At 68.2% G+C, this 14,111-nt stretch carries 14 protein-coding genes; 1 reads left to right on the top strand and 13 read right to left on the bottom strand.

Features of this window, described 5'->3' with window-relative positions; translation table 11 throughout:
• Nucleotides 1–296: 296 nt before the first annotated feature.
• Complete coding sequence (locus tag MLGJGCBP_RS31745) at nucleotides 297–1,520, top strand: amidase family protein (protein WP_236581478.1); 1,224 nt, start codon at nucleotides 297–299, stop codon at nucleotides 1,518–1,520.
• Here the strand turns inward: MLGJGCBP_RS31745 and MLGJGCBP_RS31740 are convergent.
• The 13 genes from MLGJGCBP_RS31740 to MLGJGCBP_RS31680 form a co-directional block, all read right to left on the bottom strand.
• A complete protein-coding gene (locus MLGJGCBP_RS31740; RefSeq protein WP_160100600.1) occupies nucleotides 1,498–2,601 on the bottom strand; it encodes an NDMA-dependent alcohol dehydrogenase in 1,104 nt (367 codons plus the stop codon). The genes MLGJGCBP_RS31745 and MLGJGCBP_RS31740 overlap by 23 nt on opposite strands.
• Nucleotides 2,602–2,740: 139 nt before the next feature.
• Nucleotides 2,741–3,820 carry an MSMEG_0565 family glycosyltransferase gene (locus tag MLGJGCBP_RS31735; protein WP_160100598.1) on the bottom strand — a complete coding sequence of 360 codons (1,080 nt, stop codon included), beginning with the start codon at nucleotides 3,818–3,820 and terminating at the stop codon, nucleotides 2,741–2,743.
• 1 nt (nucleotide 3,821) lies between these two features.
• Nucleotides 3,822–4,670 carry a carbon-nitrogen hydrolase family protein gene (locus MLGJGCBP_RS31730; RefSeq protein ID WP_087558568.1) on the bottom strand — a complete coding sequence of 283 codons (849 nt, stop codon included), beginning with the start codon at nucleotides 4,668–4,670 and terminating at the stop codon, nucleotides 3,822–3,824.
• 4 nt (nucleotides 4,671–4,674) lie between these two features.
• Nucleotides 4,675–5,931, bottom strand: a complete 1,257-nt coding sequence (locus MLGJGCBP_RS31725) for an MSMEG_0569 family flavin-dependent oxidoreductase (RefSeq protein WP_160100596.1) — start codon at nucleotides 5,929–5,931, stop codon at nucleotides 4,675–4,677.
• Nucleotides 5,928–6,233, bottom strand: coding sequence for an MSMEG_0570 family nitrogen starvation response protein (locus MLGJGCBP_RS31720; protein WP_087558570.1), 306 nt, complete (start codon nucleotides 6,231–6,233; stop codon nucleotides 5,928–5,930). Before MLGJGCBP_RS31720 ends, MLGJGCBP_RS31725 begins: the two co-directional genes overlap by 4 nt.
• On the bottom strand, nucleotides 6,226–7,167 hold the full coding sequence (locus MLGJGCBP_RS31715; protein WP_160100594.1) for a carbon-nitrogen hydrolase family protein: 942 nt from the start codon (nucleotides 7,165–7,167) through the stop codon (nucleotides 6,226–6,228). Before MLGJGCBP_RS31715 ends, MLGJGCBP_RS31720 begins: the two co-directional genes overlap by 8 nt.
• Nucleotides 7,164–8,594, bottom strand: a complete 1,431-nt coding sequence (locus MLGJGCBP_RS31710; RefSeq protein WP_160100618.1) for an MSMEG_0567/sll0787 family protein — start codon at nucleotides 8,592–8,594, stop codon at nucleotides 7,164–7,166. The genes MLGJGCBP_RS31715 and MLGJGCBP_RS31710 overlap by 4 nt, the downstream gene beginning before the upstream one ends.
• A 19-nt stretch (nucleotides 8,595–8,613) precedes the next feature.
• Nucleotides 8,614–9,675, bottom strand: coding sequence for an MSMEG_0568 family radical SAM protein (locus tag MLGJGCBP_RS31705; RefSeq protein ID WP_087558572.1), 1,062 nt, complete (start codon nucleotides 9,673–9,675; stop codon nucleotides 8,614–8,616).
• A gap of 11 nt (nucleotides 9,676–9,686) precedes the next feature.
• Entirely contained in the window at nucleotides 9,687–10,211 is a 525-nt protein-coding gene (locus tag MLGJGCBP_RS31700; RefSeq protein WP_160100592.1) for an MSMEG_0572/Sll0783 family nitrogen starvation response protein, read from the bottom strand.
• 338 nt (nucleotides 10,212–10,549) lie between these two features.
• Nucleotides 10,550–11,920: an MFS transporter gene (locus MLGJGCBP_RS31695; RefSeq protein WP_236581476.1), complete on the bottom strand. Its 1,371-nt coding sequence runs from the start codon at nucleotides 11,918–11,920 to the stop codon at nucleotides 10,550–10,552.
• A gap of 67 nt (nucleotides 11,921–11,987) precedes the next feature.
• Nucleotides 11,988–13,223, bottom strand: a complete 1,236-nt coding sequence (locus MLGJGCBP_RS31690) for an alpha/beta hydrolase (protein WP_160100590.1) — start codon at nucleotides 13,221–13,223, stop codon at nucleotides 11,988–11,990.
• Nucleotides 13,220–13,465, bottom strand: coding sequence for a hypothetical protein (locus MLGJGCBP_RS31685; RefSeq protein WP_160100588.1), 246 nt, complete (start codon nucleotides 13,463–13,465; stop codon nucleotides 13,220–13,222). The genes MLGJGCBP_RS31690 and MLGJGCBP_RS31685 overlap by 4 nt, the downstream gene beginning before the upstream one ends.
• Nucleotides 13,462–14,106, bottom strand: coding sequence for a VOC family protein (locus MLGJGCBP_RS31680; protein ID WP_087558581.1), 645 nt, complete (start codon nucleotides 14,104–14,106; stop codon nucleotides 13,462–13,464). Before MLGJGCBP_RS31680 ends, MLGJGCBP_RS31685 begins: the two co-directional genes overlap by 4 nt.
• Nucleotides 14,107–14,111: the final 5 nt, after the last annotated feature.

Raw genomic sequence — 14,111 nt, 5'->3', positions numbered from 1 at the left:
TCGTCGCAGTGTCCCAACCCGGGCAACCAAGTAGGTATCACGGTTCTGCAGTACAACAGAACGTGCCTGATTGGTCGACGATAAAGCAGATATTCGCGTCCGGAGGGAGTGCGGTGGAGAACTACGAGACCACCTGATCGCGTCCGTGAACGGGTAACGCGGTATCGACGCCGTCGATAGGGGCATGTCGAACATTCAACTGGCTTGGATTCGACCCGGACAAGCGCCGTGCAATTCTCGGCGACTGTCGTCGCGCCGTGGAGAACTCGAAAAGCTCTCACAACGTCTATATTTCGGTGATCGATTACACCCTTCCACTCGAGACGGACGGTGAGCTGGTGGGTGTGCCGTTCGCGGTGAAGGACAACATCGATGTCGCCGGTGTGCCGACCACGGGTGGCAGTCCACTGCTCGCACACGACATCCCCGAAGTCGATGCAGCGGTGGTCAGTGCGTTGCGTGAGGCCGGGGCCGTGGTTGTCGGCAAGACCAACTTGCATGAACTCGCCTTCGGGATCACCAACAACAACGCCACTTACGGTCCGGTCCGGAACCCGCTCGATGTCTCTCGCGTGGCCGGCGGGTCGAGCGGAGGTAGCGCGGCAGCGGTGGCATTGGGCACGGTGCCGTTCAGCCTCGGCACCGATACCGGCGGGTCGGTCACCATACCGTCGGCCTTCTGTGGAATCGTCGGATTCCGTCCCACCACCGGCCGCTACCCGGGCGACGGTGTTTGCAACCTGTCGTCGTCGCGTGACACGATCGGTATCCACGCCCGGACGGTCGAGGATGTGCGCCTCGTCGACCGCGTGATCACGAGAACCGCTCCGCTGCTCCCGGTGTTGGATCCATCCGATCTCGTGCTGGGAACCATTGCAGGCCGGTTCGACGACATGGAGTCCGCTGTCGCCGAGGCAATGCATCTCGCGCTCGACGACCTGCGCAGGAGCGGCGTGAAGATCGTGGAGCTGTCGATGCCCGGCGATCTGACGCCGGCCGCCGGGCCCGGCATCGAAATGGTGTTCTACGAAGCGGAACGGTTGCTTGCCGCGCGAGTGAACAACGGCCACGGGCAGACGAGCGTCCGCGATATCGCGGATTTGACCGGTGAGATTGCCTCACCGGACGTGCGAGAGATTTTCGAGTCGATCGCAGCTAACCGGGTCACCGCGTCGGCATATGAGCAGGCGCGCCGACGTCGGTGGCAGCTTCGGCGCCTGTATGAGAAGGCCTTCTCGGCCAGCGGTGTACACGCGCTGATTTCTCCCACTGTGCATGTTCTTCCGCCGCTCATCGGCCAGGATGACACCATCGACGTCAACGGCCGGTTGCAGCCGATCTTCCCGACGGTTACGCGCAACTCGGCGCCGGGCTCGGTCGCCGGGGTTCCGATGCTGTCCATCCCCGGTCGATCCACTCGGGAAGGTTTGTCCGTCGGGCTCTCCCTCGAGGGCCGCTGCTTCGAGGACCAGTATCTCCTCTCTGCCGGTGAGGTCCTCAGCCGCATTCTTGGGCGCTGACAATCGTCCGGTTGTCCTGATACCCGGCGTTGATGTCGTCGAGCTTGTAGGTCTGGGTGGCCAGTTCGTCGAGCTTCAGGTGGCCGCTGCGGTACAGGCCCAGCAGCTTGGGGATGTGCAGGCGGGGGTTCGCGGTGCCGAACAACGACCCGACGACGCGCTTCTCCATCAGCACGAGATCGAGCGCGCTCATCGTCACGGTCTCCTCGGTGGCGCGGTGCAGGTTGGTCACCACCACGGTGCCGCGCTTCGCGGTCATCGCCAGGCTCGCACCGATCTGCGAGCCGTCGCCGACCCCGGTCGTGTTGACCACCACGTTCGCTCCGCGTCCGTACGTGAGGTCGGAAACCAGGGCCTGCGCCTCCTCACTGGTGGCCACCGCGTGGGTGGCGCCGAATTCGAGCTCCTTGTCTCGTTTGAATTCCACCGGATCGACGGCGACGACGTACTGCGATCCGCTCAGTGCCGCGCCCTGGACGGCGTTGATGCCGATGCCGCCGACACCGACGACCACGGAGGTGTCGCCGGGCTGCACTCCGCCGGCGAAGACCGCGGAGCCCCAGCCGGTGACCACACCGCAGCCGAGCAGGCACGCCTTGTCCAGCGCGATGTCGTCGTCGATCTTGATGCAGTTCGCTTCACTCACCACGGTGTGCTGGGCGAACGTGCCCAGCAGGCACATCAGGCCCAGGTCCTGTCCACGGGCGTGATGGCGGGCGGTGTGGTCGGAGATCTGGGTTCCGTCGCCGAGGTACTGGCCGAGTTCGCACAGGTTCTGCATGCCTGCCGAGCACGCCGCGCACCGCCCGCACGCGGGGATGAACCCGAAGATCACCCGGTCTCCGGGGGCGGGCCCTTCGACTCCGGGGCCGACGTCCAGGACGGTGCCGGCACCCTCGTGCCCGCCGACCATCGGCATCGGCCAGGGCAGGTCGCCGGTCAGGACGTGCTCGTCCGAGTGGCACAGTCCGCTCCCACCCATCTCCACGAGTACCTCGCCGTGCCTGGGCGGATCCAGCTCGATCTCTTCGACTGACCACGGTCCCCCGCGCTCCCACAAAATCGCCGCCTGAGTCTTCACCAAAATCTCCTCTCGTGTAGCGGACATCACCTTCGTCCGCGTTCCCGAGAAGCATCACAGCGAGCAAGGGGTCGTGCGTGTTTACCGACCGCATCGAAGTTCACAACGCCCCACGGAATTTCGTCACGGGCATTCGACGCTATGAGGCTCGAGCGTGCTCGGCGTAGAAGTCGAGGTGAGCGCACGCCGCATCGTCCCAGCTGTGTGCGCGGGCGAGCGCGTGTCCGCGTTCCCTGCGTTCCGCGTCGGTTGGGGCACCGAGTGCCTCGGCCATCTCGGTATGGGTCCACGCGAACGTCACGGCGTTGCCGAAGACTTCGCGCAGCACCGGCAGATCGCGGGCGACGACGGGCACTCCCGCGGCGAGAGCTTCCATGGCAGCGAGACCGAAGCCCTCTTTCGTCGACAGGAACGCGAAGACCGTTGCCTGTGCGACGAGCGAGGGTAGTTCGTCGTCGGCGACGGTGCCCAGTATCAGCGGCCGAACCCCCAATTCGTCGCAGCGCCGGTCGAATTCCGCCCGATAGTCACGGTAGTCGAACAGGGTCTCGCCGCCGGCGAAGACCAGCCTCAAATCGGGGCGGCGCACCGCGAGCCGGGCGTGGGCCTCGACGAGGTCGAGGCTGCCCTTTCGTGGTTCGATGCCGCCGACCGCGAGCACGTATTCCCCGAGTTCCTCGGCCCACCTGCGGCGGGCAGCGACATCGGTCGCGGCCTGCTCGAAGCGCGCCGAGTCGACCCCGTTGGGAATGACGGTGGGCTCGAGGCCCCAGCCGTCGCGGACTTCGGCGGCCACCGCCGCGGATACGCAGATCCGCGCGGTCGGCTCGACCACGGCCCGTTCGTGGCAGGCCGCGAGGGCAGGCGTCGTGAACTGATCGAGATGGTGGATGGTGCGGATGCAGGTGCCGACGGCGTTGGCGCTGATGCAGTCCTGGGCGTGGACGATGTCGTAGTCGCCGTGACGGAACGCGTCGCCCAGAACGGTGATCGAGCGAAGGATCCGGTCTCCCACGTCCTCACCGTCCCGGGCCGCGAACGGCACGATGCGCACGGTCACCGCGGGATCGACCTTCCGGAAGAACGCGTCGTCTCCGCCCCTGCCCAGGGACCACACGGTGACGTCGGCGCCCTGCCGGGCCAGCGCCTCGGCCAGGGCGAGGGTGTGGACGACACCGCCGCGCGGCTTGGTCGAATACGTCAGCAAGGCGATGCGCACGTCAGGAGTATCCGTTCTCCAGTAGATGCCGGTACGTGTCCACGCGGCGTTCCTCGAGGTGCCGCAACACCTTCCGCGCACGGTCGACCTCGTGGTCGACGTCGAGTTCGGCGACAGCGAGACCGCCCTTCACGCCGGTGCGGGCGAGCACGTCCCCGCCCGGGCCCACCACCTTTGCCTGCCCCAGGAAGCGCAACCCACCCTGGATGCCCGTCTGGTTCGACGAGACCAGCACCACCTGGTTCTCGGCGGCGCGGGCGGAGTCGTACAGGTCGAACAGGCGCGACTGGCGGTCATGTGCGAGCCGTTCGGCGCGGTCGGTGACGCTCGCCGGCCAGGCGGAGAGGGCGGAGATGATCCGGGCGCCGCCCAGCGCGAGGGTCCGGGCGGCCTCGGGGAACGTCTTGTCGTAGTCGATGAGCATGCCCATCCGGCCGACCGGGGTGTCGAACGCCGTGAACGCGTCGCCCGCCGCGTAGGCCAGTGACTCCCCGGCGGGCTGATGCACCTTGCGGTGGCTGCCGAGGATCCCGTCGCCGGTGACGCAGGCCGCGGTGTTGTAGCGGACACCGTCGGCCAGTTCGGTGTAGCCGATGCACACGGTCATGGCACCGGCCATCCGTGCCACGGCTTTCAACTCGGGTCCGTCTGCCTCGAGGGCAGGTGGAAGCTCGTCGATGTCCGGGCTGCGGAGATCCGAGATGTACCCGCCGAGACAGGCGTCGGGCAGAACGAGGAGGTCGATCTCGTCGTCCGCCGCCTTCTCGATGAGCGCCTCGAGCTTCAGCAGCGCGCGGTCGACGTCGCGGCCGAAGTGACCGGCGAGTGCGGCCAGTCTCGTCGTTCCCATGTGCTCAGGCTAGTGACGACGCGGGCGACCGCACAGTCGCGTCGGCCTCGATCCGGCTCGCCAGGTACTCGGCGTCGCGGGCGACTCCGGCGAACCGACCGGAACCCCACGTGTGCTGCCACGGCAGGCCGAGGAAGAACAACCCCGGCACGGCGGTGACTCCGCGGTTGTGGCACGGGTGCCCCTCGCCGTCGAATACCCCCGCGTGCAGCCACCGGTAGTCGGTGCGGAAGCCGATGGACCACACAACCGACCCGATCCCGGACGTTTCCAGGTCGAGCGAGGTCGTCTCACGCTCCGGTCGCCACACCGGGTGGTACCGGTCCTCGTCGGGGGCGTCGATCCCCTCTCGGGCTATGTAGGCGTCGATGGAGTTCTTGATGCTCTCGGCCACCGCGTCCGCGGCGTCGAGCGACGACTCCAGCGTCGGCGCGAACTGCAGCGTGCCGTCGACCACCTCGAGGAGGCGCCCGTACAACTTCATGCCCTGCAGGGCGAATGCGCGCAGGTCGATGTCCCGCCCGCCGTCGCGTCCGGTGACGTAATGATTCGTGTTCTCACGTTTGGCCAGGCCCCCGGGGTGATCGGCGATCGAGACGTCGTAGGTCCCCATGTCGTGCAGCCACGCCACGCAGTCGCGGCCACGGTAGAAGCGGGACACGCGCGGCGCCCCACCCGTCACGAGGTGGACGGTGCGGCCGGACAGCATGAGGTCCTCGGCGATCTGCGCCCCGGACTGCCCGTTCCCGACCACCAGCACCTCCCCCGGGGGCAGCGCCTCCGCCGACATGTACTGCGACGAGTGGATCTGCTCGATCGTGGCGGGCAGGCGTTCGGCGAACCGTGGGATCACCGGGATGTGGTAGCCGCCGGTCGCGACCACCACCTGTCCGGCGTGGAGGGGGCCCGCGGTGGTGTCGACGTCGAAGCCGCCGCCGGCGGACTGGTGGAGGGAGGTGACGGACACCCCTTCGCGGACTGGTGCCGGGAAGGTGTCGGCGTAGCCGCGGACGAACGCGTACGTCTGTTCGCGGGTCATGAACCCGTCCGGGTCGTCGCCCACGTACCGGTATCCGGGGAGGTTGCATTGCCAGTTGGGAGTCACCAGGGTGAAGTTGTCCCAGCGGCTGTCGCGCCATTCGTGCGCGATCGAGTCCCGCTCGAGGACCACGTGATCGATTCCGCGCTGGACGAGGTGCCAGCTGATCGACAGTCCGGCCTGACCGCCACCGATCACCACCACGTCGTGATGTGTCGTCATCGTGTTCCTCCTGCAGCGGCGTCCGGGGTCATACCGACCACCCGGACCATGGACGTGGGCGAGTGGGCGAAGGCGGCCTTCTCCAGTTCGTGGAGTTGTTCGGCGGCGGACGTGCAGTACATTCCGAACTTCGCCTTCACCCGCTCGCTCGCCTCGGTGAGGGCGATGCGACTGCGGTCGAGAAAGTCTGCGACGCTGTACTGTTCACCCACCGCCAGGTGATCGTGCATGACGAGGGATGGGGAATAGCAGGACTGCTCACGTCCGTCCGGCCACTGGACGGTGAAGGTCATCTCAGGCATGAGCGGGTTCCTTCCGTAGGTGGGTGGGCCGCTGCTCGGGGGTGAGCAGTGTGCCCGTGACGTTGTTCGGCGCGACGACGTCGCCGTAGACCTCGGGGCGGCGGTCCCGGAGGTTGTACATGCCCCCGCTGCGGATGGCCGACAGCTCGGCTTGCACGTCGATCGTCGCGGAGGCCAGTCCGGGCTGAATCCCGGTGTCGGCGAGCACCTCTCCACCGGGACCGACAATCTTCGCGCTGCAGACGAACCGGAGCGATCCGAAGGTGCCCGCCTGGTTGGACGCCACCCACACCACCTGGTTCTCGGTGGCCCGGGCACGGTCGTAGATATCCATCCGCTGCTTCCACCGGTCGTTCGCCATGCTCTCGGCCGGCGCGGTGCGGGCGGTCGGCCACGCGGACAGCGAGGTGATGATCTCGGCACCGTCGAGCGCGAGGGTCCGGGCCGCCTCGGGGAACGCCTTGTCGTAGCAGATCTGCATGCCCATCCTCCCGACCGGGGTGTCGAACGCGGAGTAGGTGTCACCGGCTGCGTAGCAGAGGTTTTCGCCCAGCGGCTGATGCACCTTGCGGTAGGAGCCGAGGATGCCGTCGCCGTGCAGTGTCACTGCCGCGTTGTAACGGGTGGACCCGTCCGCCTCGCAGAATCCCAGGGTGATCACGAGGTCACCGGCCATGTCGACCACGCGGCGCAGTTCCGGCCCGTCCAGTTCGAGCGCCGGCGGCAGCTTCCGGAGGCGTCGCTCGCGGTCCTCCTCGGATTCGTCGCCGCCGCCCAGGCTCGGCAGGTAACCGCCGAGGCACGCCTCCGGGAGGACGAGCAACGCACTGCCGCGGGCACGTGCCTGCTCGATCAGCGCCCCGATCGTGCGGTAGGCCTGTTCCATGTCGCGTCCGAACTCTGCTGCCGCGACGGAAATTCCGATCTCGCTCATGCTGTTCCCAATCCCGTGACGGTGGAGTGCACCGCACGTGTGATCACGCCGTCGGGCCAGCGCAGGCCGACCCCCGGGTTCGTCGTCAATTCGCCGCACACTGCCGACGTGGCAGGTCCGGTCGGTGTCGTGTGTGAGCGTCCCGGCCGGTCCGCAGTAATCATCGCGAACCCCGGGAAGCACGTCATCCAGTCGCCCATGGTGACGCCGGATGGTTTCGGGATCGCCGCGACGTCGAGCACGGCCCCCACTCCGCCGGCCTCGGCCAGCATGCCGGTGGTTCCGGCGAGGCCGGCCATGCTGACGTCCTTGGCGGCGGCAGGTCGTGCCCGCCGCACGTAGGAGCCGAGTTCGGCCAGCTCACCGGGCGTGCGGTGCGAGCTCGAATCCCATTGCCGAGATGCATAACCGGGGCGCCAGGCGCCGGAGATGTCCGCGGTGAGACGCAGTTCGTCGCCCGCGCGGCCGCCGCCCGCGGGCACGGGGTCGGCCGTGCGTCCGAGGGCGGTCACCGAGAGTGCCGCCGGAACGCCCAGCTGGGTGTGCCCACCCAGCACGGGGACGCCCCACTGCGCGCTCGCCCGGCTCAGCCCCCGGATGACGCGGGTCAGGATCGACCGGTTGGGCGCACCGACCGCGTCGAGGAGGCCGACCGGTTCCGCACCCATCGCGGACAGGTCGTTGAGGTTCACCAGGGCCGCGCACCACCCCGCCCATTCCGGGTCGCGCTCGACCATGGACGGCACGATCGCATCACAGGCCGCGATCATGTCGGTGCCCGGCACGGGTGCGCCGTCGTCGCCGCGGAAACCCGCACCCCCGAGGGCGAACGGGGTGCCGTCGAGCGGTGACAGGGCCTCGGCCAGAACGGACTTCGTCGCCTGGGCCAGGCGCTCGATCCGGTCGATCGGCCAGCGCATCGAGACGTGGGGTTGGCCGGCTGCGGTGACCTCGGCGATCCGTTCCCAGCCGAGCCGGATGAACATCGGTTCGTGCCGGGCCTGCACGGTGGCGTCGAAGCGCAGCACGCCGTGGGTTTCGGCGTAGGCGCACGCCGCGCGGACGAGGGCCTTCCCGATTCCGAATCCGGCGCGGGCGCGGCGGTCGACCACAAGCCGGCTGCCCGTCCACCAGCCGATGTCGTGACCGTAGCCGACCGGGGCCAGGCGTACTCCGCCGAGCACAGTCCCGTCGTCGCCTGTCGCGACCAGGACGACGGTGCGCGGATCGTCGTCCACGTCGTCCCGGTCGTGACCCGCGAACAGCCGTTGTTCTGCCACGAACGTCTCTCGGCGTAGACCGTGATAGGTGGCGCGCGCCGCGCCGGTATCGGCTACCTGGACAAGGAATGGCGGGCGGGTCGGTATCGGCGCCGGCCCGGTCAGAACCTCGAGGTTTGCAGGCTCGGCGGTATCGAGCCCGTACAGCGAACTCAGATCCAGCATGTCAGCCTCCCGCGTTCTGCAACACGCTGCACGCACCGCAGGCGGCGCAACCGGCCTTCTGGTCCGATCCGCGCATCCCGGCCGCCTGCAGTTCCTTCGCCACCCGCGATGTGATGTCCTCGAGCGTCGCTGCCGTCGGCGCCTGCGCACCGTCCTCGTCCACTGCGAGAGTTCCCGCGAGGGGACGGAACGGGACGACGAACGGGTAGACCCCCATCTCGATCAGTTCCGCTGCGCCGGCCACCAGTTCGTCGGGGTTCTCACCGAGTCCGACGAGAAGATAGGTGGAGACCTGGTTGCGGCCGAAGACGCGGACCGCCTCGCGCCACGCCGCCCGGTACTCGTCGAGCGACACCGTCGATTTGCCCGGCATCCACCGCCGCCGGACGTCGTCGTCGAGCGATTCGACGTGGATACCGATGGACGCGGCACCGGCCTCGTAGAGGTCCGTGATCGTGGCCAGGTCGCCGGGCGGTTCGCACTGGACCTGGATCGACAGGTCGGGGACGACGGCCTTCACGGCCGCCACGCAGCGGGCCAGGTGCCGCGCCCCGCGATCCTTCGCTGCCGACGTCCCGGTCGTCATGATCATCTGGCTGACGCCGTCGAGTCGGACGGCCGCCTCGGCGACCTCGGCGAGTTGCTCCGGCCGCTTCACCGCGATGGTGGACCCGGCGTCCAGTGACGCCTCGATGGAGCAGAATCGACAGCGCTGATCGGCGTCGTAGCGGATGCAGGTCTGGACTACGGTGGTGGCCAGTACGTTCGAGCCGTGCAGCCGGGCGATCTTCTCGTACGAGATCCCGTCGTCGGTGTGCAGGTCGTAGAACCGGGGGCGTTCGACGGACTCGATCTCGACGCCCATGTCGGTCCCGTTCATCAGCAGCCGATTGCCGCTCACCTCGTACGGGCTGTCGGACCGGACGGGGATGGCGCCGCCGATACCGCCGATGAGGACGTGTCCGTCGTCGCTGGGTCCGGCCCCGGACCGCCGGGAGACCGGTGCGTCGAGGCCGCGGATTCCGCGGACGGCAAGGTCGACTCGAGTTGACAGGCCACTCATGTGGTTACACCTCAGACCATGTAGGTGGAGTTGATGATGGCGCCCTTGCGTGCGTAGTGGATGATCGCGTCCTGCACGTCGAGGGGATGCGCCGGAATCGCGCCCTCGATGAGGTCTTCCTCGCGATGCCCGTGCAGGGCGAGCCCGAAGCGGCACACGAAGACCTTGCCGCCCTCCTTGATGAAGGTCGCCAATGCATCGTTGATGTTCTGCTCACCCGGGAAACCATTGTCTCCGGTGGTGGGGAATCCGCGAGTGGCGACGGCGTTCATCGCACCGGTGCCGTAGAAATAGATGGCGGATTCGAAACCCTTGCGCAGTGCGCGGGTCGCCTGCAGCACGGCGACGAAGCTCACCGACGATTCGGGGGCGATGCCGTGAACGAGGGTGAAGTAGCTCTCGCCGTCTTCCGCCTTGTAGTCTGGGAAGATCTTCGTCGAACCGTAGATGTTGCTGCCCTTGGGCAGCGACGGATGCGGGATCTCGGCGAGGGACTTCTCGATGTTGGCTGCGATCGTCTGGTCGATATCGGACACGTGCTGCTCCTCGGCATGGTGGCTGTCGAATGGGCTCGGCTACGGGTGAATTCCCGTCCCTTTGCCTGAAACCAGTACACGCACTGCCCATTTCGCATTGGTTGCCGCTGGAATAATGCACTGTTACGTACCCCTCACGGACGCCCGATACGCGTAACACGGGCGTAGCATCTCCACGGGGATTCAGGTGTTCCGAGCAGCGATCACGCGATGGTCGGCGACGCGGCTACTACCGCTGTCAGCGCAACCCGTGTCTTGGAGCGCTCGAGAACGTCACCTCTTGGTGCACCGTGCAACGTCAGGAGACCTCGCGGTCCGCGCGGAGGCAGACCGCGCATTCAGCACACGGTCGACATGTCGCCTTTCCCGTCGGTCTCGGATTCCGCCGGAACCGAGGACACGCCAGGCCTCGATACTGCCCCGACAGCGGTCGCGCTCGTGGAATGACGGACGGCTACAGCCTTTCGCCGCGGTACGAGAGCGGTCAGGGCCGCGCCGACCACGGCCGGGGCGGCGAAGGCCAGCAACTGCCAGGTGCTGCCCGCGCCGAGGGCGACGAAGAAGCCGCCGTATGTCGGTCCGATGATGGCCCCGATGCGTCCGACTCCGAGGGCCATTCCGATGCCGGTGGTCCGGCATGCCGCGGGGTAGTGACCGCCGATGAACGTGTTGAGCAGGATCTGGGTTCCGGTGGTGCCGACGCCGGCGAGCAGCACCAGCAGGTAGACGACGGCGGTGGGCGGGCCGGTGGCGATCAGGATCAGTGAGACCGCGGCACAGAGGAATCCGAGTGCGGTGACGGGTTTGATCCCGTACCGGTCGGCGAGTGCGCCGCCGCCGACGGCTCCGACTGCGCCGCCGACGTTCAGCGTCAGCAGGAAGGACAGCGCGGCCCCGAGTGGATATCCGGCCGACTTCATCAGGGCGGGCAGCCACGTCGCGACACCGAACAGCACCAGCAGGCACACCAGGGTCATGCCCCAGAACAGCAATGTCGCGGTCGTCCGCCCGCTGCCGAACAGGGCACGCAGTCCGCGCTCGGGGTGCGGGGCGGTCGCAGTGGTGGGCTCGGGTTCGAGCCCGTACCGTGCGGCGATCGCCGTGGCCTCGGTAGTGCGGCCACGGGAGGTCAGGTATGCGGGTGATTCGGGGAGATACCGGAGCATCAGCGGCAGGAACAGCAGCGCCGGGACCAGCCCGGCCACGAACATCGCCCGGAAACCGAACGTGGGCACGAGCCACAGCGACAGCACACCCGCCAGAATTCCGCCGATGCTGGTGCCGACGAATCCCAACGCGACCGAGCGTGCCCGGGTTCGACTGTGGGAGAACTCGATCAGGGTGGCGGCTGCGGTCGGCATGAGGACGCCGGCGCCGATTCCCACCGCCATCCGGCCGACCCCGAACACCGCCGGGGTGGGCGCGAGTGCGCACACACCCATCGCGGCCGAGAACACCAGGACCGCGGCGACGAGGGTGCGGCGGCGGCCCCAGCGGTCGGCGACGCCGGCGGCCACCAGCGCGCCGACGAGCATGCCCACGCCGGCGAGCGAGCCGAGCATGCCGACGTCGGTGGCGTCGAGTTGCCAGGGCGCGTAGGAAAGGAGGGAGGGAACGACGGTGCCGTACATCAGCAGGTCGTATCCCTCGAGAACGAGGGCCATCAGGCAGAGACCGATGACGGGGGCAGTGGTGGGGCGGGCAGTCATGTGTACTCCGCTCGACCGGACACCCGACGACCGCGACGCGGTATCGGGTGCCCGGATATAAAGGGGGTCAGGAGAATCGGTCGGACAGCCAGGCGCCGATGTCGGCCGCGGCGAGGGCTGCCCCGGTGGGTGCGCCCTCGGCGATGGGTCCGCCGAAGTGGGTGCCGGCAACGCGGACGTGGGTCTTGTCCGTCGACCCGAGGGCATCGCACATGGTCTTGGCGTCTTCGGGGAAACAGGCCTGGTCGCCGGTGAGTTCGACGAACAGGGCCGGGGCGGTCACGGCGGGCGCGCAGCGCAGGAAGTCGGCGTTGCTGCTGAGCCCGGACCACGTCGACAGCCAGGCGTCGGGGGTGGCGAAGCGGCCGAAGCCGACGAGTCCGTAGTTGGTCAGATCCGGCCGCCTGCCGAACAGCGACCCGTACGGGCGCTTGTTGGGGCTCAGCGACAGATCGGTGAACCGCAGGTCCGCGTCGGTGCGGTAGACCGTGAGGACGCGGGGCACGAGGGCGGCGCGGCGGTCGGCGGGTTCGCCGGTGCGCTTGTACCGGCGGCGCGCGTCGGCGGCCTCTGCGACGCGCCGCCGGGCGATCTCGTCGAGGCGGGCGACGCGGTCGTGTTGCGCTGCCCGGTAGCGGGTGACGAACTCGGGTGCATACGCCGAACTGTGCGGGGGTTCGGCGAATCCGTTGGCCGGATCGAACGGATTCAGCTCGGGATCGGCCGCCAACGGGTCGGACTCGTCGACGACGGACGGGTCGATCAATCGGAGCAGCAGCGCGCCCTGCCCGGGATGCGGAGCCATGAACACGGCGCCGTCGGGCAGCGGCATCTGCGCCCCGGCCAGATCGATCGGTCGTCCGGCCGGGGTGTGGGTCAACCGCTCCGCCGCGGGCAGACCGGCCTGCTGGTGATAGAACGCGAACAGGGTGCCGCCGCCCGAGTGCCCCAGGGTGACGACGTGCTCGAAACCCTTCTCGCGCAGAAAGACCTGGCCGGCCGCGGCATCGAGCAGGGCCTGCTCGTGCACCAGGGCGACGTCGTTGTTGACCGAGCGGGTGCCCTGCGTCCACACCGCGTGGCCGCGGGCGAGCAGTTCGGGCACCAGTACGTGGTGTGTCAGGTCCTGGCGGGGGTGCATGAGCGCGACGACGGTGCGGGCGCCGGGGACGACCCGCAGCACGCCGGTGACCTTCGCCCCGTCGGCGGTCGCGAGTTCGTGCACGGACGTGACGGTGCTGTACGGTGCCTGCGCGGCGTCGATGTACCGGCCGGCGCCGAGCCGCCGGGTGTCCGTGCTCATCGCGGCTCGATTCGCATGGCGTCCTTGTCCCACTGGGTGATCCGGGACTGCGCGAGTCCGGCGACGCTGCTGTACCAGACGGCGTGACGGCAGCCGGTGGCTCGCCGGTCGATGACGATGTGGGAGTCGGACACGATGCGGAAGTAGGGTCCGACGTGGTCGACGGTGACCGCCGGATCGCGTCCGGCGACCTCCGCGACCGCGGTGTTCTCGGGGACGTCGAGGACGAACAGGGTGGTCATCGGGTCGCCATCTCCTTCGATTCCTGTTGCTGCTGCCAGGCGGCCGCGCGTTCGGTGATGAGTTCGGCCTTGCGGGTCAGCAGGGCGTCCATGCTGGGGTCGGGCCCGGTCACCACGTCGACGAGGGCGTCGATGGTGAGGTTGGCGTCGAGGTCTTCCTGCGGGGTGACCGGGCGCAGCGCCCGGGTGATCTCGATCATGTAGCCGTTGGGGTCGTGGGTGTAGATCGACTCGATCGTCTCGTGCTGGATCTGCATCTCCACCGGCCACGCGCTGCCGTCGAGGCGGCGGCGGTATTCCATCAGGTCGTCCTCGTTGTCGACGTGGATGGCGAGGTGCCGGGAGCGGATGAAGAAGATCGGCACGTCCTCGGCGAAGCGGGAGTACGAGTCGCCCTGCGGTCCGCCGTCGAAGGGTTCGAGACCGAAGTAGTAGAAGAAGGCCAGCCGGTCGTCGTTCCCGATGTCGAAGAAGAAGTGGATGAAGTCGGGGTGTTTCTCCGGCCCCCACCCGGCCGCGCAGATCGAATGCACGACCGGGAACCCGAGCACGTCGCGGTAGAACTTGACGGTGCCGGCCGGATCGAAGGTCGGGTAGGCGACGTGATCGACGCCTTTGACGGTGTGCTGCAGTTCGGACATGGTGA

Source organism: Rhodococcus sp. T7 (genome assembly GCF_009872365.1).
Classification (GTDB): domain Bacteria; phylum Actinomycetota; class Actinomycetes; order Mycobacteriales; family Mycobacteriaceae; genus Rhodococcus_F.
Note: the sequence above shows the minus strand (reverse complement) of the source record. Positions and strands in the feature narration are given on the sequence as shown.